Genomic DNA, 17,527 nt, shown 5'->3' with positions numbered 1-17,527 from the left:
GGGGACTCGACCGTGACCACAGACCGAGCCACGGCCCTCGAGGCAAGCATGCGTACTTGGCTCGACCACCTGCGCGTGGAAAAGGGCGTCGCGCGGAACACCATGCTCTCCTACGGTCGCGACCTCCGCCGATATCAGGAGTTCCTGACCCGTAGGGAGATCACCCGGATCGACCAGGTCACCCGGCGCGATGTCACCGACTTCCTGGTCGATCTCCGCGAAGGAGGGCCAGGCCGGGTCCCTCTCTCCGCTTCCTCCGCAGCCCGCTCCCTGGTCGCTGTCCGAGGACTGCACCGCTTCCTTTACCTGGAAGGGGTCACCCCGACCAATCCGGGGGCCGACGTCGCGCCCCCGCGGCCCGCTCAACGACTCCCCAAGTCGATGTCCACGACGGACATCGAACGACTCCTCGCCGCGGCCAGTCTCGGCGACACGCCGGTCGCCCTAAGGGATCGGGCACTTTTGGAACTGCTCTACGGATCCGGTGCCCGCATCAGCGAAGCCATCGGGCTCGACATCGACGACATCGACATCGACGCCGGTACGGTCCGCCTGCGTGGCAAAGGTGGGAAAGAGCGGGTTCTGCCCGTCGGTCAGTACGCGCGCGAAGCAGTCGGGGCCTATCTCGTCCGGGGCAGGCCCCAGCTCGTGAAGGGCAGGCTCCCTGGTCCGGCCGTCTTCCTCAACCAGCGAGGAGGGCGACTCTCCCGGCAGAGTGCGTGGGCCCTCCTCCAGGGGGCCGCGGAACGCGCAGGACTGAAGAATGCGGTCAGCCCACACACTCTCCGGCATTCATTTGCGACCCATATGCTCGAAGGAGGAGCTGATGTGCGAGTGGTCCAGGAGCTACTCGGACATGCCTCGGTAGCCACTACCCAGATCTATACCTTGGTCACGGTGCAACATCTGCGTGAGGTTTATGCGCAGACGCATCCACGTGCTAGGTGATGGCGTTGATAGAGTCGTCAGACGATTGGCGTGACGCCGAGCGCAAGCACGACTGGAGGGCATTCATGAGCTCGAAGGTGGGCAGCCGCACTACTGGTCATGAATCCGTGATCCTGCATGACCATTTACCGGGTAGCGATGCTGAAGACCTCGGACTCCTCGGCCCTACCGGTCGTCCGATGCCGAGTTTCCCTGAGCCGCAACCGTTGTCTGCGCACGGCCCGGCGAGGGTCATTGCCATGTGCAATCAAAAAGGCGGCGTCGGCAAAACCACGACGACCATCAATCTCGGAGCAGCACTCGCCGAGCTCGGTCGTAAGGTCCTCCTCGTCGATTTCGACCCCCAAGGCGCTTTGTCGGTGGGTCTGGGAATTCGTGCCAATGAATTGGACCTGACCATTTACAACCTGTTGGTCGAACGATCCCACGACATTCACGACGTGATCGTCAGCACCCGGACTCCCGGGCTAGATGTCGTCCCGGCGAATATCGATCTTTCCGCAGCGGAAGTGCAACTCGTCGGGGAAGTCGCCCGTGAAATGGTGCTGGCCCGGGCCATCAGACCGATCCTCGACGAATACGACGTCGTCCTGATCGACTGCCAGCCCTCGCTCGGGCTGCTCACGGTCAACGCCCTCACCGCCGCACACGGGGTGATGATCCCTCTGGAGTGCGAATTCTTCGCCATGCGCGGCGTCGCGCTGCTGGTGGAAACCATCGAAAAGGTCTGCGACCGGTTGAACCCCCGCCTCGAGATCGACGGCATCCTCGCCACCATGTACGACGGACGCACCCTGCACAGCCGGGAAGTGGTCCGCAGCGTGGTCGACCACTTCCAGGAACAGGTCTTTCACACGGTGATCACCCGGACGGTGAAATTCCCCGACGCCACCCTCGCCGCAGAACCCATCACCAGCTACGCCCCGGGCACCAGCGCTGCCGAGTCCTACCGGCAGCTCGCCTGGGAACTCATCGCCCGAGGGGGTGCAGCCTGAGCCCTCAGGCCGCAGCACCACCGCACCTCTCCCACTCGGAGGACACCGAGCAAAACGGTCCTCAGACCCGGGAAGAACTCGTCCCCGGCGGCGTGCTGACCAGACGTGGGACGAGCGCGCCCTTCGAAGTGCACCTGGACCAGTTCGACGGTCCCTTCGACCTGCTCCTCGGGCTCATCGGCAAGAGACGATTGGATGTCACGGAGATCGCACTGGCCGCCGTGACCGACGACTTCGTCGCGCATCTGAGAGCGCAACAGCAAAGCGGTGACGACTGGGATCTGTCCGAGACCACGGAGTTCCTCCTGGTGGCCTCGACCCTGCTGGATCTGAAAGCAGCCCGGCTGCTACCGAACCTGGACGAGGAGGAAGAGGACCTGGAACTCATCGAAGCCAGGGATCTCCTCTTCGCGCGACTGCTCCAGTACCGGGCCTTCAAGGAGGTCTCGGCGATCTTCGCCGACCGGATGGACACCGTGGGACGCGCCCTTCGTCGCCAGGCAGGGCTCGAAGCACGCTTCGCGAAACTCCTGCCTGAACTGAGACTGGGCTGCGATCCGGACCGATTGGCCCGGATCGCAGCCGGGGCATTCATCCCCAGGGAACCACCGACGGTCGAGGTGGAACATCTGCACGCCACGAAGGTGAACATCCACGAACAGGCGTTGCTGGTCGCCCAGAGGCTCCGACGGCACGGCACGCTGTCCTTCGCGGAACTCGTGGCCGACGCAGAGATAGTCCTGGTGGTCGTCGCGCGTTTCCTGGTGTTGTTGGAACTCTTCCGCGACGCCGCGGTGACCTTCGACCAGAGCGACCCGCTCGGCCCGTTGACCGTGCACTGGGCCGGCTCGGAAGAGCTCGAGGGGGAGCCGACCAGCCGATGGAGCCAGTACGGGCCGGAACATCCGCAGGAGTAACCGGGATGAGAACGAGGAGATGACCCACGGTGGGACGGGAACGCAAGGACGGCCCGGGCAGGCACGACGGGTATCCCACCGAGGGATGCACCGACGAGATCGACGTGCACCGCCTCCCGGGCGGGGCCCCCAGCGCACTCGAGGCCGTGCTGATGGTGGTGGAGGAACCGGTTCCCGAGGAGGACCTGGCGCGGGCGCTCCGGCTCCCCGTCTCGGAGGTGCACACGCTGGTCACCGGGTTGGCCCGGGAATACGACGACGAAGGACGAGGGTTCGCGCTCCGTTATGTCAATGGGGGGTGGCGCTATTACGCTCGTCACGAGCACGCTTCGGTCGTGGAACGTTTCGTCCTGGACGGTCAACGAGCCCGGCTGTCCCAGGCGGCCCTGGAAACACTGGCGGTGATCGCCTACCGGCAACCGGTCTCCCGCGCCAGGGTGAGCGCGGTCAGAGGGGTCAATGTCGACGGGGTCGTCCGCACACTGCAAACTCGAGGGCTGATCCATGAAGTCGGCACGGACCCCGAACGCGGGGCCGTGCTCTACGGGACGACCGAGTACTTCCTCGACAGGTTGGGCATCTCCTCCCTGGACGAGCTGCCCGCACTCGCACCGTATCTGCCTGAGGCCGACATGGTCGAGGAAATCGCATTGGAAGGTGGCGCATGAACACGCAAGGAAACAGGGGAGACCGTCGGCGACGTGAGTCCGGCAGCGGCCAAGGCGGGCGCAGCGCATCGGGGAAGCCCGCGCGCAGCTCAGCCGGTCGATCCGGGCAGCCCGGTAAGAACGGGCAGAACACAGGAGGCGCATCGAAGGGCCGTGGGACCCGCGCCGGAGGCTTCCCCAGCGGCGGCAAAGGGCGTCCGGCGGCCGGCAAACGTCGCCACACGCCGAAGACCGCACCCCGCCAACAGACTCCGGCCGTCGACGTGCACGACCCGGACGGCGTGCGCCTGCAGAAGCTGCTGGCCGGAGCCGGCGTGGGCAGCCGACGCACCTGCGAGCTGCTCATCGCGGCAGGACGGGTCGACGTCGACGGTCAGACCGTCACCGAACTGGGTGTGCGCGTCGACCCGTTGCGACAGGTGGTGCGCGTCGACGGCGAGCGGATCCAGCTCGACCCGTCCCGGGTCTATCTGGCGCTGAACAAACCTCTCGGGGTGGTCTCCACGATGAACGACGAGCTCGGGCGCCCCTGCATCGGCGATCTCGTCCAGGGACGCAACGAGCGGCTGTTCCACGTGGGCCGGCTCGACTCGGACACCGACGGCCTGCTGTTGCTCACCAACGACGGTGAACTGGCCAACCGTCTCCAGCATCCGTCCTACGGAGTGCCCAAGACCTATATCGCGACCGTCCCCGGACCGGTCGGTCGCGACGTGGGCCGTACGCTCCGAGCCGGTGTCGAACTGGAGGACGGCGTGGTCGCCGTCGACAGCTTCCGACTCATCGACTCCCTGCCGGGCAAGGCCATCGTCGAGGTCGTCCTCCACGAAGGTAAGAAGCACATCGTGCGTCGTCTCCTGGAAGCCGTCGGACATCCCGTGCTCACCCTGACCCGCACCAATGTCGGCCCGGTCCGGATCGGTGACCTGAAGACGGGACGGATGCGCCCCCTGAACGGCAAGGAGATCGCCGCGTTGTACACGGCGGCGGGGCTGTGAACCACGAAGGAATCCGACACATCCGGGTGGTGGGCACCGGACTGATCGGCGCCAGCGTCGGCCTGGCCCTGAGCCGGGCCGGCGCACAGGTCACCTTGGACGACCCGTCGCCCACCGCGGCAGCGCTGGCCCGCGACCTGGGTGCGGGTCGGCTTCCGGCCCCGGACGACCCGCTACCAGACCTCGTCGTCGTCGCGGCTCCTCCCGATGTCGTCGCCACCGTGATCGTCCACGCCTTACGGCAGTGGCCGCACGCGGTGGTCACCGACGTGGCCTCGGTGAAAGCCACGGTCCTGCAGACAGCCGCGAGCCTGTTGCGCGCCCAGGACGCCGACCCCGGAACCCTGTCCCGTTATGTCGGCGGGCACCCCATGGCCGGGCGGGAGCGCAGCGGTGCCGTCGCCGCACGAGAAGACCTCTTCGAAGGTCGTCCCTGGGTCGTCTGCGCCCACCCCGGAGCGGATCCGGACGCTGTCGATGCCGTCGTCTGGCTGGCCGGCCGAGCCGGAGGATCCGTGATCCACATGACCGCGGAAGACCATGACGCCGCCGTCGCCGCCGTCTCCCACACCCCGCAACTGGCAGCCAGTCTCGTCGCAGCCCGGCTGCGAGACCTGTCCTCGGAGGCCGTGGCACTCTCCGGTCAGGGCGTCCGCGATGTCACCCGCATCGCCGAGAGCGATCCCGCGCTGTGGACCCAGATCCTCGCCGGCAACGCACGACCGGTGGCCGACGTGGTCACCGCCCTGCGCGACGACCTGAACACCGTGCTGGACGCTCTGAACGCTCTCGCCGCGGATCCTGAGGAAGCGCCCGGTGCGCGCGCTGCCCTGGCCCGGGCCGTGGCCAACGGACAGTCCGGTCGGGCCCGTATCCCGGGTAAACACGGTGCGGCCCCTGCGCGGTACGGCGTGGTCACCGTCGTCGTTCCTGACACCCCGGGCACGATCGGTCGGCTTCTCACCGAGGTCGGTGACGCCGGAGTCAACCTGGAGGACCTGCGGATCGAGCACGGCGTGGGGCGGCCTGTGGGCACCGTCGAGTTGATCGTCCTGCCTGCGGCCGTCGAGCCTCTCGCCCGTGAGCTGACCGCCCTGGGTTGGTCCGTTCACGTCTGACCGGGTCCTGCCGGATAGGCTCGGGCCGTGAACGACCTTTCCACAGCAGATCACTCTCCGGCCTCGGCTTCCGGAAGGGCACTCGTCATCGCGATCGACGGGCCTTCCGGCAGCGGCAAATCCAGCGTCTCCCGCGAGGTGGCGGACCGTCTGGGTCTGGCCTATCTGGACACCGGTGCGATGTACCGGGCCCTGGCCTGGTGGTGTCTGGACCGCAAGGTCGATATCGCCGATCAGGGCGCGGTCTGGTCCGCGGCCCGCACCCTGCCTCTCGTCATGGGCACCGATCCGTTGGCTCCGTCCGTGCTGGTCGACGGCCGTGACATCGGCGAAGACATTCGGGAGAGCGTCATCTCCACGGTGGTCTCCCGGGTGGCGACCAACCTGGAGGTGCGTTCCCAGATGGTGGCGTTGCAGCGGCAGCACGTGGCACGGGCGCGTCAGGGGCGGGGGATCGTCGCCGAAGGCCGGGACATCACCACGGTGGTGGCTCCGGACGCCGACGTCAGGGTGTTGTTGACGGCCAGTGAGGAGGCTCGGCTGCGTCGGCGGGCCCGTCAGCTGCACGGTGACGCCGGGGCCGAGGCCGTGGAGTCGACCCGTGACCAGGTGGTCCGTCGGGATCGGGACGACTCCGCAGTGGCCCGGTTCATGGAGGCTGCGCCGGGGGTCACGTTGGTGGACACCTCCGAGTTGACTTTCGAGGAGTCGGTCGCGGCAGTTCTGGCCTTGGTGCCCGGCCGGGCACAATAGGGGATGTCGCCCGACCGTTCGGACCCGGGCGTGCCCCGATGAGTGAGGACTTAGCGTGACCAGCGACACCACCCCAGCCCCTGACGACGCGACGGTGACTGCCGCACTACTGGCCGGTCTGGAGGAATTCGAACTCGAGGAGGAGGATCGCGCGCTGCTCGCCGGCGGCGAGACCTCCGCCGGTGCCGACGGCGAGGACGATTCCGTGCCGGTGGTGGCGATCATCGGGCGCCCCAATGTCGGCAAGTCCACCTTGGTGAACCGGATCATCGGCCGCCGGGAGGCTGTCGTGGAGGATGTCCCGGGCGTCACCCGGGACAGGGTGGCCTATGACGCGGAGTGGACGGGGCGGAAGTTCACCCTGGTCGACACCGGTGGTTGGGAGGTCGACGCGAGTGGGATCCACCTGCGGGTCGCCGAGCAGGCCGAGGTGGCCATCGATCTGGCCGACGCGGTGCTCTTCGTGGTGGATGCCACGGTCGGTGCGACCGACACCGACGAGGCCGTGGTGCGTCTGTTGCGTATGTCCGGCAAGCCGGTGGTCCTCCTGGCGAACAAGGTCGACGACCAGCGTGGCGAGGCCGATGCGGCGATGCTGTGGAATCTGGGTCTGGGGGAGCCGTGGCCGGTCTCTGCTCTGCACGGCCGGGGCACCGGTGACGCCTTGGACGCGCTCCTGGAGGTGCTCCCGGAGAAGTCTGCGGTCGGTGGCGCTTACCAGCGGGGCGGGCCCCGCAGGGTCGCTCTGGTGGGTCGGCCCAATGTCGGGAAGTCGAGCTTGTTGAACAAACTGGCCGGTGAGGAACGGGTCGTCGTGGACGATCTGGCCGGCACCACCCGGGACCCGGTCGACGAGTACATCGAACTGGGTGGGAAGACCTGGCGTTTCGTGGACACGGCCGGTATCCGCAGGCGGGTGCACCAGACCCGCGGGGCCGATTTCTACGCTTCGCTGCGCACGCAGACGGCTCTGGAGAAGGCCGAGGTGGCGGTAGTCCTCATCGATGCGGGGGAGTCCATCGCCGAGCAGGACGTCCGTGTCGTCCAGCAGGTCATCGACGCCGGGCGTTCTCTGGTCATCGCGTACAACAAGTGGGACAACCTCGACGAGGAGCGCCGCTACTACCTGGAGCGGGAGATCGAGCGGGATTTCGTGCAGGTGCCGTGGGCGCCCCGGGTGAACATCTCGGCACGTACCGGCAGGCACACCGACAAGCTCGTCCCGGCCTTGGAGACGGCTTTGGAGTCCTGGGACACCCGGATCCCCACCGGGCGGCTGAACGCTTTCCTGGGGGAGATCGTGGCCGGGCATCCGCATCCGGTGCGCGGTGGTAAACAGCCGCGCATCCTGTTCGCCACGCAGGCGTCGACCCGCCCTCCGCGTTTCGTGATCTTCGCGAGCGGTTTCATCGAGGCCGGTTACCGGCGCTTCCTGGAGCGGCGTCTCCGGGAGGAGTTCGGTTTCGAGGGCACCCCGATCGAGATCTCTGTGCGGGTGCGGGAGAAGCGCCGCCGCAAGTAGGTGCGGCACCACGCTCAGGCTGGTCAGGTCGCCTACGGCGGGGGGATTCGTCTCCACGTGCTGTTGTGCGGTAGGCTCTCTCTCGCTCAAGCCTGAGCAGACCGGGACGTGGCGCAGCTTGGTAGCGCACTTGACTGGGGGTCAAGGGGTCGCAGGTTCAAATCCTGTCGTCCCGACGGTCTGAAGCCCTGGCGAGGATTTCCTCGCCAGGGCTTTATTCTTTTCCGCGACATCCCCGAATCATGTATCGAATTTTGTTATCGCAGACTGGGCCGCAAGTCGACGGGGTGGGCGTCGAGTGGGTTTTCTCTACCGTTTTTATTGTACTCATAATGGGCCTCTGGAGTTTTGGATTTATCATGACGGGGGCAGTTTTGGCTCTACTTTCTTCTCCTCCTAAAAATAGAGATGGGTTTGAAGTTGAATCCACCGCGGCAATGAAGGAGGCGCCATGTTGGTGGTCATAATTACTATGACTTTATCTATGGCCGTGTATATTGGAACGTGCATTTTGGTGAGTCCACGCCAGATTACGCGTCGTGGAATGAATGCCTGGGTCGGTATTAGGACGCCAGCGCTGCTGGCCAGCAGTGAATCCTGGGAGCGTGGCCACCGCATCGCCTGGCCGTGGATAGTTGCCGGAACTGTATGTGGGGTTCTCTGCGCTGTCACCGGAGTTGCCATGTCGTTCGCTGGGTTCAGCAAAGACTCTGCCATGGGGGTCGGCCTCGGCATCGGTACCGCGCTATGGGGCATCCTTCATGTGGTAGCAGCTGTTCAAGCAGAACGTGGGGTCCGCTAGCGTCATGAGTCGGTAATGTGTGAGCTGTTTGGCGGAATTGTTGTCCCGGCGACCTGAAACCCTGGCGAGGATTTCCTCACCAGGGCTTCGTGATGTTAGGGGTCTGCTGTCGGGCTTGTCATCGGATGGGCTGGGGCGGGGAATCGGGTAGGGGGAGACGGTGGATGCGCCGCGGAGAAACTGCTCTGCTCCAGAGCTGCGCTCCGGGCGCGCGAAATCAGTGCAGACAGCGCCCGTGACCAGCCTCACTGCGCCTCGATGGACGGCTCTGTCGGGTTGGGACCTCATCAACGTCGGCGTCTTCACCGCCATTTACTTCGTCGTCATGTTCACCTTCGGCAAGATCGGCTTCACCGGCCCCGCCGAGTGTCCTGCGATCTAGGCCCCGCCTCGAACGGCCGCACCGTCATGGATGACCAGCGTTCGTGGTCACTGTCATCAGAACCGACCCGAGAGCGTTGCCGGCCGACGAAATCCCCTCGCTGACCGAGTTGGCAGCGTTGGAAGTCACGTCCGCGCCTGGTCTAGGTGAGAAGGCGAGGCTGGGTCGTTAACGTAGCTGCTGGGCCCGTTATCGCAGCCTCTGCTGGCTGCGTCAGCAGGATGAGTTCCGGCCAGAGCGTGCTCATAGTGGTGGGGATGATCTCTAGCCCGGTGTCGCGTGGCTCGAATCGGGCCAGTCCGACTGGGGTGTCGAGGAGCACGATAGCCTCGGCTCTGGGGGGCTGATCGGGTGTGAGGTGCGGTGACCAATGGGTCGTCATGGTCACGCAGCGCCACTGCCCGGCTGCAACGGCATCGCGCACAGGCGAGGGAGACAGGAGCCGTGTTAGCTCCTCGGTGGCGCTCTGACCGCCTTGCCGCCGGACGATGTCGATCACTTCTTCGGGGAGCGGCTGAACACCGTGCAAGCCGTGTCGTGGTCTCGGCCCGAGGCGAGCTAGCCGGATCAGCACGGCGGGGAGCGACGAGGGGTGCAGCCCGCCGAGACGATAGTGGCCCTCACCTGCATCCGCGACCCCGGCGCCGCCCTCGGGTCGAAGCCAGATACGGTGTCCCACCGGCTCGTCTAACCCGGTGAGCTCAATGTCCACGACCAGCCACGGGTCGGCCATGATTGCGAAACGGTGCGCGAGTTCGGGCACCGGGGTCTGGCCGACGTATGCTCCCGCACGTTCAGCCTCCGCCAGGTCAAAGAGGTTGGGCTCCTCTTGCGCGGCGTCCCCGGTGGTGGAGTCATCGCTCGTGGTGAGGCGGGCGAGTAGCCCCTGCAGCGTCCGGCCATCCAGGGCTAAGGTGCCTGAGCCTGCGTCGTAGGTGATCATGCCTGGTCCACCCAGTGGAAAGAGTCACCAATCTGGTCCAGGAGATCGGTGTTGGCGGGTACGTCGCTCGTGGCCATCGTCACGGTGAGGGTTACCCCGCGCCCGGCGCGGGCGCGGCTCCACTGCGCCATCGTGACGTTGATGCCTTCCGGGGAGACGTAGTCGGCCAGGCGCCGATCTGTGACGACGCCGTTGGTGAACTCTTCGAAGCGGTCCAGCGGCGTGTAGGCAGTCAGCCTCTCGGCGAGGATCTGTTCGTTGTTCTCCTGCCACTGTGTGAGGGACAGATGTCCGATGTCGGAGCGGGTGAGGACGGCGTTGGGGCGGAACTCAAGTTCCGGAGAACATGGTGCGACGACGGCGAGTGTGATTCCGACACTGAGGGTGTCGTCGTCGAGCGTTTCCCAGTCGGCTGGGACGGCGAGGGTGAGGTCCCCTGTGGTGTCAGTGTGGGTGTGAGCAGGAGTCGATCTCATGAGTGGGCCTTGGAGTGGGTTGGGGCGGTGGTGTCATGGTGGAGTTCGAGATAGTGGCCGTCCGGATCGTGACGGCCGGAGGCGGTCACGGGAGTGCTCATGACCATCAAGGTGGCAGTGCCACCAGCGGGGACGTCGACTTCACAACAAGGAGAGCAAGTCCAGTCAAGGAGGACCCGGACGGAGTGGTAACCAGCCGTGACGGCGATATCCGCGGTGCCACCGAGACGGATGGCAGCGGCGTCATCGCCATCGACCTGAATGACGCACTTGCGCAGCATGGCGTTGCCAAAGCGTCGAGGCCGGGTGATGCGGATCGTCGCCGAGCGGGGTCCGGTACGGCGGGGTGCTGCCCGGCGGTCTTGTTGTTCGACCTTGCGGGGAGACCGGCGCGTCTTACTCACGGACCGAGGCGGTGGAATGTCTCGGATGGCCGGCGGTGGTGGTGCTGGGCGGTCCGTCAGACGTGCCCAGAGTTTGGCCAGACGGTAACGACGTTCCGCGCGGACACGGGCGAGGCGGTCCTTCTCGAGAGGGCGTGCCCAGCGTGGCATCAGCCACTGGCCCCTGTACCCGAGCAGGATAGCGGTCACCAGGAAGAGCGACAGGACGATGATGATTTTGAAAGGGGTGTGCACCACGGGCAAGTTCTTTACTTTGAACTGGAAGACGTTTTCCAGCAGCATCGTGAACGCCCCTAAGAAAAACATCCCTCCCAGTGGTGGGCCCAGGTAGCCCCATGTGAACAGCGAATTATACGGGTCATTCTCGTCGTACCATCTGTTCCGATCGGGGCTGGATCGCTCCCAGTACGCATTCCCCAAGAGGGCCAGAGCGAACAACAACGAGAAGACAGACATCCCCCAAGAGTTCTGGTGACTGACGAAGTCCATGATCATTCTCCTCGTTCGCCAACGCAGGGCCAGATCCGCCGGGCCACCCTAGGCGTTGTCAACGGCCAAAGGGATTCTTGGTGGACAGTCATTTAAGTAGGCCAGTAGCGAACTTGCCAATGCCCTCGCCGACCGCAGACCCGGCCACCCCGCCGATGATGCCCCCTCCGATGGCGCCGATGGCCGCGCCGGGTGGCCCGCCCAGCACTAGCCCGATCGCCGCGCCGCCCTTGGCCCCGCCGGAGGCACCCAAGTAGGCGCCCCCACCGGTGAGTGCACCTAAGGCCGTCGCCCGGCGGACCTTCTTTCCTGTCGACATTCCCGGGTCGTCAGAGTCCTTCGTCCACTGGTCGTAGGCACCTGCCGCGCCGTTGAGGACACCCCCGGTGATTCCGGTCGCTGTGCCGACCTTGGTCCACTTGGCGGCCGGTTTGGTGAAGTTCTTGTCACTGCACGCGGATCGGATCTTCTCCCAGGAGCTCATCTCTCCGATCTTGCGGAAGGCCCCCGGCGAGCCCATCGAGCTGCCTTTGGGCCACCGTGGACGGAAACGCCTTAGGACCTCTTTCTTCCAACCTGATATCCATGACGGCATGTTGTTGAAGGCCTGACCGGCGTACAGGCTTTTTTTGATGGGGTCGTCGCTGTCGGGCGGGATGATGCTCGCTTTGTCGAAGAACCAGACGAGCCCGGTGCGATCGGTCAGCGGACTGATGATGTCTTGAAGCTGATTGTGTGCGTTGCTTTCCCTTTCCCGCAGTTCAATGGCCTTGTCCTCCAGCATTTGATAGGCGATTTTCGTGGAATCTGTCGGCGGGGCGGGTAGCTTGATTTCGTTGGTGCCGACGGCGAGTCCGTAAGAGATGGCCTTCTTGCGCAGGTCCTCGAAGCCCAACTGCACGTCGCGCAGGGTGGTCGCGAAGGCGTTGAGGGCATCGCACGTTGTACGTAGGTCTTTAGTCAGTTGGTCGAGGTTTTCGATGTGTTCCTTCGCCCTCTTGGAGAAGCCGTCTGCTGCCATGCCTGTCCATGACCCGGCGAGCGTGACTCGCACCTTCGACACGTCGTCGGCTGCATTGGCCACCCGTTTACGGTGATCCTCGATCGAGCGGCACGCGGCAAAGCACGCGGACGGGTCGCCGAAGACCCGGGTGTCGATGCCAGCCATCACTTCCCTCCTGCGCTGTGGCGCACGGTGTTCGCTGCGGTCCTGTCGCTCTGCTCGTAGTGCTTGACGGTCGACGTCATCTCATCGGCCAATTTCCGGGTGGACGTGGCCGCTTTGGCGCATGTGGTGCGCAGTGCCTCCAACGTTGACCCGAGTTCTTGCGTACTGGACCCGGCGTCGACGCTCGACGGCATACTCCCCGCCTCGAGTGTTTTGGCCACGGTGCTGAGCGTATTTGCAGTGGCGCGCAAACGGTCGAGATCGACCTCGAATTTTCCCCTGGACATGGCTTTTAGCCTATGACACTCAGATAAGTGCAGCGGCGAGTTACCCGTGGGGTGAGGTCTCGCACCGTGGATGCCGAACAATATAATTGTGCTGGAAAGAAATTCATCGCAGGGACGCAGCGGCGGACCATGAACTCACCGGTCGTCTGTCGTTTGAGGAAACGAGCGCCTTCGAGGGATCCCAACCGGTCATCGACGATTGTGGCATAGGTATGGGGCGTCCCGAAGTGGAAGACGGGGTTGATGACCAGTCCTTCAAACTCGGCCGTGAGCGGGAGCAGCTCGTGGAGCACCTCATCGGCTGGACGCTCGGACTCGCCCAAGTGTTCGACCAGTTCTAGGAGTTGTTGGTCGATGGTGTCGAGTCGAACGCTGAGCTGTCTGCTGAACTGGTGGCCGAGCATCGCCAGCGAGCGGTATGTCTCCAGGTCGGAGATGCATTGGACGGCATATGGAGTTCAGCTAGGCGGACCTGTCGTGTCGGATGATCGAGCGCGCGAGGGGTGGCGGCGTCAGCAGGTCTTTCGCTCAGCTTTGCACGGGTGAGCTGTTCGGTGGATTCGACGGCAGGCAAGCTGTATTGGTGCAACTATTAGGGTGCGATGGTCGGGGGAGATGAAGATATAGCAGTGGTGATCGGTGCGGTCAAGGGTCCGCTGCGCGACGATGCGCATCGGAGATCACTGGCGCATTGTGAAAATTGTTCGCAACCCCAGATTTTCCTGCGTGTAAATCTTTGCTTGCCAAGAAGTTCGAGACTCAGTCATGCAGTTTAATGGATGGATGGAGTGGCGTCCGCTTTGTGTTATCCGTATAAAGTTAAGGGATTCTGTGAGATCGCCTGCTTCGGGGCTGCGATCATTTCCGCGTTGATGGTGAGCATTTTCGATGCGCATCCCTTGTGGATAGGTTGCGCATTCCTTTCGGCCGTCGCCTACAGCGCAGTGGTGCATGCGCCGTTAAGAGATAAAACGGATGAGGTGCAGGAGAGGAATCATGTCTACTTCAACAACCGGGCCCGCTTGATTGTCGCGGCTGTCTTGTGCTTTTTTACTCCCTGGTACCGCCCTATGGGAGTCGTCATAGCTGCGGTCGAATTCAGCTTCTTGATCTCGATGATCTACAGGGTCTTCAAGAATGACAACGGAGAACCGCTGAACGGTCGAGGTCTGCGCCTATTCGGCGATGCCTGAACAGTGATCGACGGCCAGATTTTCTCTGCTCATGGGGGTCCTCCAGGCATGATCCGCGAGTTTCTGTGACCCCACGAGTCAGTGGTGGCCAGGGCCGTCAGCTGCCCTGGCCACCACTGACTGAACTCTGGCTCAATTCCCTGAGATTCTCCCGGGGTAGCCGCTCGGATAGGGCACCTCGCCATTTTTCAAAATATGACGAGGCGCGCCTTCATGCCCGGTCGGTCAGATACCCACCCATGGACGTGAAGTACTCCGTCGCCGGCAATTCCCGTCCGTCCTCGGTGCGGACCCGGGTGACAGCCAAGCCGTGGTTGCGTCCGGTGCGGGCGTCGGCCCCGGCGACGATCACCACACCGTCACCCTCGCGGTAGAAGATGCGCCCGGGAGTGCCGCCGTACCGTCCTTTGGAGACGACAGCCGAGACGATCTCCAGACGGGCGCCCCGGTGGAAGGTGAAAGCCGACGGGTACGGGGCACACTGCGCCCGGACCAGACGCTCCAGGACGTCAGCGGGCCAGGACCAGTCGATACGGATGTCCTCCTCGGCCCGTTTGTGGAAGAAAGTGGCCTGGGAACGGTCCTGCGGGGTGAACTCGGTCTTCCCCGAGGCGATCAGATCGAGGGCGTCGATGGTCACCGGGGCAATCAGATCGACCGTCTTGTGGAAGAGATCGGTCGTGGTGTCGCCCGACTCGACAGCAACGGCGTGCTGACTGACGATGTCCCCGGCATCGAGTGTCTCGTTCATCATGTGCGCGGTCACTCCGACCTCGGACTCGCCGTTGATGAGCGCCCAGATCAGTGGGGAGAACCCGGCGTACTTGGGCAACAGGGAATCATGGATGTTCAAGGTGCCGTGGCGGGGGAGGGTGTAGATGCGCGGCGGTATCCAGGTGCGCCAGTTGTTGGCGACGATGATGTCGGGGGAGACCTCGGTGAGCTGCCGGAACAGTTCGTCGTCGTCAGGCCGCTGCCGGATGACGACCGGCACGCCGTGCTCGGTGGCGAGATCGGCGACCGAATCGTTCCAGATCCGTTCGTAGGCATGATCACTCTTCGGATGAGTCACGACCATGACGACGTCGTGCTCCGACTCCAGAAGAGCCCTCAAGGTGCGATGACCCCAGGTTTGATAACCGAACATGACGACCCGCATGGGGTTCCTCCTCGGAAGGGCAGAAAAGCCAGCCGTTAGTAAAGCAAGCCTTGCCTAACTTGCGCAATGGTCCGGATGCCTCCGCAACGACAGCGGCGGGATAGTCTGCCTCCCCATGGGCGCAACTCAACTCGACCGCCCGACGCGTCCACCGGCTCGTACGGCCCGACGACGTCGGATCACCGGACTGGGCCTCCTCGCCGCCACCCTCCTCCTCGCCGCCGCCCTCTCCCTCTTCGTCGGCGCACGAGCCCTGACCTTCGACGAAGTCCGACAAGGCCTGACCGCCGCACCGGACCCCGACCAGCGGGCCACCGAGATCAGGCTCATCGTGCAGAACGTCCGGGTCCCCAGGACGGTCCTCGCGATCATCGCCGGCCTCGCCCTCGGCGTCGGCGGCGCACTCATCCAGGGCTACACCCGCAATCCCATCGCCGACACCGGACTACTGGGCCTGAACAGCGGAGCCTCCTTCGCCGTCGTGTCCGCCATCTCCTTCCTCGGCTTCGCCAACCCCTTCCAGTACGTCTGGTTCGCCCTCCTCGGAGCAGCCCTCACCGGCGCACTCGTCTTCGGCCTGTCCAGCATCGGCCGAGGAACAGGCGACCCGTTGACCCTCGCTCTCACCGGTCAAGGCGTCGCCGTCTTCTTCGCCGCGATGACGACACTCATCGCCCTGTCCGACCGTGAAGCCCTCAACGCCCTCCGGTTCTGGAACGCCGGATCCGTCGCCGGGGTCCCCTTCGAGGTCATCTGGCCGTTGACGCTTTTCATCCTCGCCGGCCTGACACTGGCCCTGATCACCCTGCCCGCAGTCAACCTGCTCACCATGGGCGACGACGTGGCCCGTGGACTGGGTGTCAATCTGCCCCTCGTCCGTTCCGTCGGCATCCTCGCCATCACCTTGCTCGCCGGCGCGGCCACCGCGGCCTGCGGACCCATCGCCTTCCTCGGTCTGATGGTCGCCCATCTCGCCCGCAACCTGGCCGGACCCGACTACCGGTGGCTGGTGCCCTACGCCGGGCTGCTCGGCGGGATCGTCCTCCTCCTGTGCGACATCGTCGGCCGCCTGGTGGTACAGCCCGGCGAACTCGAAGCAGGTGTCCTCGTGGCCCTGCTCGGCGCACCCTTCTTCGCACTGCTCGTCCGACGAGGAAAGTTCACGAACGCATGAACCGAACGACCTCGACACCATCCGTGACCCCCGGAGTGCGGCTCGGGACGCTCTCCTTCGTCTGGCGCCCCAGAGCCGTCCTGGTCACCTTCCTCCTGACCGCGGCGACCTTCCCGGCGTTCTGCCTGTCCATCGGAGTGGGCGACTTCTCGTTGTCCTTCTCCCAAGTGGTCTCCGTGCTCCTCGGGCAGGGTGAGCGGGTCGACCGTTTCGTCGTCATGGACCTGCGCATGCCCCGCGCGCTGGCCGGGCTCGTCGTCGGTGCCGCACTCGGCCTCTCCGGGGCACTCACCCAGTCCCTCGCCCGCAACCCCCTGGCCAGCCCGGACATCCTGGGAGTCACCGGCGGTGCCAGCATGGTCGCGGTCTTCCTCGTCACCGTCTCCGGGGGAGCTTCCACCGTGATCGCCGGGGCGTTCGGACTGTCCGTCGCCGCACTCGTCGGTGGTCTGGGCACCGGACTGTTGGTGTACCTCCTGGCCTGGCGACAGGGCATCGACGGATTCCGACTCGTCCTCATCGGGATCGCGGTGAGCGCGGTGACCCAAGCGGTCACCACCTGGCTGCTGACCACCGCCGACATCCGGGATGTGGCCCGCGCCCAGGCATGGCTGGTCGGATCGCTGGACAACCGCTCATGGGACGAGGTCGGGACGGCGACCTGGGGCGCTCTCGCCCTTGCCCTGGCCGTCACCGCACTGTCCTTCCCGCTCAAGGCGATGCAGCTGGGGGACGACGTGGCCACCGGTCTGGGGGTCCGTCCCGGACCGGTGCGGGCAGCCCTCCTGTTGTGCGCCGTGCTCCTGGCCGGGGTCGCGGTGAGCGCTGCCGGGCCGGTTCCGTTCGTGGCCCTGGTCGCCCCGCACGTGGCGATGCGATTGGTGAAAGCGCCGGTTCCGCCGCTCGTGGCCTCCGGCGCGGTCGGCGCGCTGTTGTTGATCGGGGCTGATCTGGCGGCCCGGACGGCTCTGCCGATCGTCCCCCCGGTGGGAGTGGTCACCGCGGCGGTCGGCGGGCCTTTCCTCGTATATCTGCTGGTACAGGCGAACCGACGGTCGGTGCTAAATTTTAGGTAAGCCTAAACAAATGCCGTCGTCGCCGAGGGGTGCACGTGCTCGTCCCGTCCTCCAC

Annotated in this window: 20 protein-coding genes and 1 tRNA gene; 14 read left to right on the top strand and 7 right to left on the bottom strand. The window is 65.0% G+C overall.

The annotated features are described in order from the left end of the window. Positions 1–12 precede the first annotated feature (12 nt). The 11 genes from xerD to AUCHE_RS16525 all read left to right on the top strand — a co-directional run bounded on the left by xerD (position 13) and on the right by AUCHE_RS16525 (position 9,103). Positions 13–948, top strand: coding sequence for a site-specific tyrosine recombinase XerD (gene xerD, locus AUCHE_RS05300; RefSeq protein WP_006502243.1), 936 nt, complete (start codon positions 13–15; stop codon positions 946–948). A 65-nt stretch (positions 949–1,013) separates the two neighbouring features. Further along, entirely contained in the window at positions 1,014–1,943 is a 930-nt protein-coding gene (locus AUCHE_RS05295) for a ParA family protein (protein WP_052024805.1), read from the top strand. A gap of 92 nt (positions 1,944–2,035) precedes the next feature. Further along, a complete protein-coding gene (locus tag AUCHE_RS05290; RefSeq protein ID WP_006502241.1) occupies positions 2,036–2,860 on the top strand; it encodes a segregation and condensation protein A in 825 nt (274 codons plus the stop codon). A 29-nt stretch (positions 2,861–2,889) separates the two neighbouring features. Continuing rightward, complete coding sequence (scpB, locus tag AUCHE_RS05285; RefSeq protein ID WP_006502240.1) at positions 2,890–3,528, top strand: SMC-Scp complex subunit ScpB; 639 nt, start codon at positions 2,890–2,892, stop codon at positions 3,526–3,528. Further along, entirely contained in the window at positions 3,525–4,526 is a 1,002-nt protein-coding gene (locus tag AUCHE_RS05280; RefSeq protein ID WP_006502239.1) for a pseudouridine synthase, read from the top strand. Before scpB ends, AUCHE_RS05280 begins: the two co-directional genes overlap by 4 nt. After that, on the top strand, positions 4,523–5,644 hold the full coding sequence (locus AUCHE_RS05275) for a prephenate dehydrogenase (protein ID WP_006502238.1): 1,122 nt from the start codon (positions 4,523–4,525) through the stop codon (positions 5,642–5,644). Before AUCHE_RS05280 ends, AUCHE_RS05275 begins: the two co-directional genes overlap by 4 nt. A gap of 27 nt (positions 5,645–5,671) precedes the next feature. Further along, positions 5,672–6,397, top strand: a complete 726-nt coding sequence (cmk, locus tag AUCHE_RS05270) for a (d)CMP kinase (RefSeq protein WP_006502237.1) — start codon at positions 5,672–5,674, stop codon at positions 6,395–6,397. 55 nt (positions 6,398–6,452) lie between these two features. After that, complete coding sequence (gene der, locus AUCHE_RS05265) at positions 6,453–7,919, top strand: ribosome biogenesis GTPase Der (RefSeq protein WP_006502236.1); 1,467 nt, start codon at positions 6,453–6,455, stop codon at positions 7,917–7,919. A gap of 102 nt (positions 7,920–8,021) precedes the next feature. Further along, positions 8,022–8,095: transfer RNA gene (locus tag AUCHE_RS05260), tRNA-Pro, on the top strand. Positions 8,096–8,370: 275 nt separating this feature from the next. Then, entirely contained in the window at positions 8,371–8,721 is a 351-nt protein-coding gene (locus AUCHE_RS17890; protein ID WP_006502235.1) for an SdpI family protein, read from the top strand. Positions 8,722–8,956: 235 nt separating this feature from the next. Further along, complete coding sequence (locus AUCHE_RS16525) at positions 8,957–9,103, top strand: MptD family putative ECF transporter S component (RefSeq protein WP_143114899.1); 147 nt, start codon at positions 8,957–8,959, stop codon at positions 9,101–9,103. A 142-nt stretch (positions 9,104–9,245) separates the two neighbouring features. On the opposite strand, the gene AUCHE_RS05255 is transcribed toward AUCHE_RS16525, so the two are convergent. The 6 genes from AUCHE_RS05255 to AUCHE_RS17885 form a co-directional block, all read right to left on the bottom strand. Beyond that, positions 9,246–10,046, bottom strand: a complete 801-nt coding sequence (locus AUCHE_RS05255) for a hypothetical protein (RefSeq protein ID WP_006502233.1) — start codon at positions 10,044–10,046, stop codon at positions 9,246–9,248. Beyond that, positions 10,043–10,522: a hypothetical protein gene (locus AUCHE_RS05250; protein ID WP_006502232.1), complete on the bottom strand. Its 480-nt coding sequence runs from the start codon at positions 10,520–10,522 to the stop codon at positions 10,043–10,045. The genes AUCHE_RS05255 and AUCHE_RS05250 overlap by 4 nt, the downstream gene beginning before the upstream one ends. Beyond that, complete coding sequence (locus AUCHE_RS05245) at positions 10,519–11,415, bottom strand: hypothetical protein (RefSeq protein WP_006502231.1); 897 nt, start codon at positions 11,413–11,415, stop codon at positions 10,519–10,521. The genes AUCHE_RS05250 and AUCHE_RS05245 overlap by 4 nt, the downstream gene beginning before the upstream one ends. A gap of 88 nt (positions 11,416–11,503) precedes the next feature. Continuing rightward, positions 11,504–12,583 (bottom strand): WXG100 family type VII secretion target, encoded by a 1,080-nt coding sequence (locus AUCHE_RS17190; protein ID WP_006502230.1) that lies wholly within the window; start codon positions 12,581–12,583, stop codon positions 11,504–11,506. Next, positions 12,583–12,870, bottom strand: a complete 288-nt coding sequence (locus tag AUCHE_RS05235) for a hypothetical protein (protein ID WP_040321455.1) — start codon at positions 12,868–12,870, stop codon at positions 12,583–12,585. The genes AUCHE_RS17190 and AUCHE_RS05235 overlap by 1 nt, the downstream gene beginning before the upstream one ends. Before the next feature lie 5 nt (positions 12,871–12,875). Then, the gene (locus tag AUCHE_RS17885) at positions 12,876–13,274 is read right to left on the bottom strand and encodes a DUF3422 family protein (RefSeq protein WP_040321453.1); all 399 of its coding nucleotides are present in this window, start codon (positions 13,272–13,274) and stop codon (positions 12,876–12,878) included. Between the two features lie 384 nt (positions 13,275–13,658). Between AUCHE_RS17885 and AUCHE_RS05225 the strand changes: the two genes are divergently transcribed. Beyond that, complete coding sequence (locus tag AUCHE_RS05225; RefSeq protein ID WP_040321452.1) at positions 13,659–14,063, top strand: hypothetical protein; 405 nt, start codon at positions 13,659–13,661, stop codon at positions 14,061–14,063. 211 nt (positions 14,064–14,274) lie between these two features. Here the strand turns inward: AUCHE_RS05225 and AUCHE_RS05220 are convergent, their stop codons facing one another. Further along, positions 14,275–15,222, bottom strand: a complete 948-nt coding sequence (locus tag AUCHE_RS05220) for a methionyl-tRNA formyltransferase (protein WP_006502226.1) — start codon at positions 15,220–15,222, stop codon at positions 14,275–14,277. 115 nt (positions 15,223–15,337) lie between these two features. Here AUCHE_RS05220 and AUCHE_RS05215 point away from each other — a divergent pair, with 115 nt between their 5' ends. Both AUCHE_RS05215 and AUCHE_RS05210 read left to right on the top strand, forming a co-directional pair. After that, positions 15,338–16,396, top strand: a complete 1,059-nt coding sequence (locus AUCHE_RS05215; protein ID WP_006502225.1) for a FecCD family ABC transporter permease — start codon at positions 15,338–15,340, stop codon at positions 16,394–16,396. Further along, positions 16,393–17,472 (top strand): FecCD family ABC transporter permease, encoded by a 1,080-nt coding sequence (locus AUCHE_RS05210; RefSeq protein WP_006502224.1) that lies wholly within the window; start codon positions 16,393–16,395, stop codon positions 17,470–17,472. Before AUCHE_RS05215 ends, AUCHE_RS05210 begins: the two co-directional genes overlap by 4 nt. Positions 17,473–17,527 lie beyond the last annotated feature (55 nt).

This window comes from Austwickia chelonae NBRC 105200 (assembly GCF_000298175.1).
GTDB lineage: Bacteria > Actinomycetota > Actinomycetes > Actinomycetales > Dermatophilaceae > Austwickia > Austwickia chelonae.
This window is presented reverse-complemented; position numbering and strand designations above follow the sequence as displayed.

Bases quoted from the DNA above. Each gene is read 5' to 3' on its own strand.
- AUCHE_RS05210 (WP_006502224.1), top strand. From the start codon at position 16,393: ATGAACCGAACGACCTCGACACCATCCGTGACCCCCGGAGTGCGGCTC.
- AUCHE_RS17190 (WP_006502230.1), bottom strand. From the start codon at position 12,583: ATGGCTGGCATCGACACCCGGGTCTTCGGCGACCCGTCCGCGTGCTTT.
- AUCHE_RS05235 (WP_040321455.1), bottom strand. From the start codon at position 12,870: ATGTCCAGGGGAAAATTCGAGGTCGATCTCGACCGTTTGCGCGCCACT.
- AUCHE_RS17890 (WP_006502235.1), top strand. From the start codon at position 8,371: ATGTTGGTGGTCATAATTACTATGACTTTATCTATGGCCGTGTATATT.
- AUCHE_RS17885 (WP_040321453.1), bottom strand. From the start codon at position 13,274: ATGCTCGGCCACCAGTTCAGCAGACAGCTCAGCGTTCGACTCGACACC.
- AUCHE_RS05220 (WP_006502226.1), bottom strand. From the start codon at position 15,222: ATGCGGGTCGTCATGTTCGGTTATCAAACCTGGGGTCATCGCACCTTG.
- AUCHE_RS05295 (WP_052024805.1), top strand. From the start codon at position 1,014: ATGAGCTCGAAGGTGGGCAGCCGCACTACTGGTCATGAATCCGTGATC.
- AUCHE_RS05250 (WP_006502232.1), bottom strand. From the start codon at position 10,522: ATGAGATCGACTCCTGCTCACACCCACACTGACACCACAGGGGACCTC.
- AUCHE_RS05215 (WP_006502225.1), top strand. From the start codon at position 15,338: ATGGGCGCAACTCAACTCGACCGCCCGACGCGTCCACCGGCTCGTACG.
- AUCHE_RS05280 (WP_006502239.1), top strand. From the start codon at position 3,525: ATGAACACGCAAGGAAACAGGGGAGACCGTCGGCGACGTGAGTCCGGC.
- AUCHE_RS05255 (WP_006502233.1), bottom strand. From the start codon at position 10,046: ATGATCACCTACGACGCAGGCTCAGGCACCTTAGCCCTGGATGGCCGG.
- AUCHE_RS05245 (WP_006502231.1), bottom strand. From the start codon at position 11,415: ATGGACTTCGTCAGTCACCAGAACTCTTGGGGGATGTCTGTCTTCTCG.